This is a genomic window from Micromonospora sp. DT48, assembly GCF_049844495.1.
Lineage (GTDB): Bacteria > Actinomycetota > Actinomycetes > Mycobacteriales > Micromonosporaceae > Micromonospora.
In genome coordinates, this window is record NZ_JBNCLE010000003.1 from 1 (window position 1) to 2,336 (window position 2,336).

The 2,336-nt window shown below is 72.9% G+C and carries 3 protein-coding genes; all 3 read left to right on the forward strand.

All coding sequences use genetic code 11. The features are described 5' to 3' along the window. Positions 1-378, forward strand: a 378-nt coding sequence (locus ACLQ2S_RS00690) for a LiaF domain-containing protein (protein ID WP_425700914.1), incomplete at its 5' end; no start/stop codon positions are given. Continuing rightward, positions 375-803 carry a hypothetical protein gene (locus ACLQ2S_RS00695; RefSeq protein WP_155214608.1) on the forward strand — a complete coding sequence of 143 codons (429 nt, stop codon included), beginning with the start codon at positions 375-377 and terminating at the stop codon, positions 801-803. The genes ACLQ2S_RS00690 and ACLQ2S_RS00695, both read left to right, overlap by 4 nt. A gap of 186 nt (positions 804-989) precedes the next feature. After that, complete coding sequence (locus ACLQ2S_RS00700; RefSeq protein WP_155214607.1) at positions 990-2,237, forward strand: phosphatidylserine decarboxylase; 1,248 nt, start codon at positions 990-992, stop codon at positions 2,235-2,237. Positions 2,238-2,336 lie beyond the last annotated feature (99 nt).

Consider the following 2,336-nt stretch of genomic DNA (forward strand, 5'->3'; position numbering starts at 1 on the left):
TCCTACGACCGGGTGCGCGGCGTGGACGGCGCGGTCACCTGGGCGCCGACCAGTCACCGCGACCTCGCCGTCCGGTACGAGCAGAGCTTCGCCGACGCGGTGCTCGACCTGCGTGCGATCGACTTCAGTGAGCAGGAGGAGACCGAGATAACCGTCGTCATCAACTTCGGCGAGGCCACCGTGGTGGTACCGCCGGAGGTGGACGTCACGGCGGTGACCCAGGTGACCGCCGGTGACGCGAACGTCCTCGGCCAGCGCGCGCGGGGCATGGACAACCGGCTCACGGACGTCGTCGACCTCGGCCCGGACGGTGCCGGCGGCGGAAAGCTACGCCTGAACCTGCACGTCAACGCCGGACACATGGAGGTGACCCGGTGAAGGCCCACCGTACCGACCTGGTGTCGTTCGCCTTCGGGCTGCTCTTCCTCGCCCTGACCGCCTGGTGGTTGCTCGCCCAGGTGCTCGGGCTCGTCCTGCCACCGGTCGGCTGGTTCCTGGCCGGTGGGCTGATCCTGGTCGGCGGGCTCGGCCTGATCGGCGCCCTGCGCTCCAGCCGGCACAACGGTGGTCCGGCTCCGGTCGGCACGCCTGGCGAGCCCGGCCCGGACAACCTGCCACCGAACGCCGGGGAGACCGCCGCCCACCCGCTTCAGGACCCGGCGGATCCGTCCGACCCGACGGGTACGCAGGCCCCGACCAGCCCGCAGTCGGCCACCGGCGACGAACCACGGGAGGACGGCACGCTCGATCTGTTCGGCGGGGAGGAGGCGTCACCGCCCGGACGACCGGGGCACGGTGCCTGACCGTGCGGGAGCGGTCGCGGGCCGCCTATGCTGGCCGGTGTACTCCCGCCAGCGTCGGCCGGCCCGCGCCGTAGGGCATCCCCCGTGGGTCGTCGGGCCCACCCGGGTTGTCCGTGACCGGGTGGACCTCGCCGCCGGCGGTGACCTCCGCGTCAGTCGCCTCTACTCGTCAGGAGTTCGTTCGACATGACCCAGTCCCCCGCCGTGCGTACGCCCGACCGATCCGGTCCGGTCCGCCTCGGCGAGCGCGCCGCCCGTACCCTCGCCTCCGAGCTTGCCCGGATCAACGACCCGAAGGCCGCCCTCCTGGTCGGCGCTGCTCCGGAGTCCGCGGTGCTGGCCGCAGCGATCGAAGCGATGCTGCCTGGCGACACCCTCACCGTGGTACCCGCCGAGCGGGTCAGCGCCACAGCGCTGCGGCAGCACGTCAACGCCCAGGGCCGCTGGGTCGACGAGCGGGTCCGGGTCGTGGAGAGTCTCGCCGAGGCGGAGCCCGCCGCGGTGGTCATCGTCGCGGAGGCGCTCACCGGCACCGCCGACGAGGCCCGCGCCACCATCGAGGGCCTCACCAAGTACCTGGCCGACGGTGCGGTGCTCAGCGTCGCCACCGCGGTCGCCAAGACCGCCGGTGCCGCCGCCGAGTTGGAGCGGCAGGGCGCGCTGTACGGCGTCGGCAACGACCTGGTGCTGCGCAACAACCCGCCGGTACGCGTGTACCGGCTCCGTTTCACCCCGGCCGCCGCCGCGTCGGCGGAACGGCTCGCGCCCGCCTACCGGCCGTCGAGCGTGCCGCTCACCCGGGGCATGCACATCGACTCCAACGGGGTCGTCGCCGCCGGCATCGCCCTCGGCGTGGCCGCACTGACCCGACTGGCCCGACCGAAGTCGAAGCTCTGGCTGCTGCCCGCGCTGGCCGCCGCCCCGGTGGCCGCCTTCTTCCGGGATCCGGAGCGCGACGTGCCAGAGGATCCGTCGGCCGTGGTGGCCGCCGCCGACGGGCAGGTGCTGTCGGTGCAGCGCCTGACCGACGAACGCTTCGGCGACGGCGAGTTCCTGCGGATCGCAGTCTTCCTGTCGGTGCTCGACGTGCACGTCAACCGTTCCCCGGTGGCCGGCAAGGTGGTCGACTACTTCGTCGCCGACGGCGGGTTCGTCAACGCGATGAAGCCGGACGCCGAGCACAACGTGGCCGCTTACACGGTGCTGGAGACGACTCACGGCACCGTGGTGGTGGCGCAGCGGACCGGGCTGATCGCCCGCCGGATCGTGCAACGGGCTCCGGTCGGTACGTTGCTGGCCCGTGGTGAGCGCTTCGGGCTCATCCGCTTCGGCTCGCGTACCGACGTCTACCTGCCGGCGGAGGCCGCCGAGCCGCTGGTCGGGCCGGGTGACAAGGTGGTCGGCGGGTCGAGCGTGATCGCCCGCTGGCGCTGAGCGGGAGGTAGCCGGGCCCCGGGTCACGACGACCCGGGCCGACACCGGCTCCACGAGCCGAAAAAGGGGCGTCGCGGCCCTGTCTCTTATACACATCTC

What these genes read in the sequence shown, in the direction of transcription:
- ACLQ2S_RS00700 (WP_155214607.1), top strand. Translation starts at nt 990, where the DNA reads ATGACCCAGTCCCCCGCCGTGCGTACGCCCGACCGATCCGGTCCGGTC.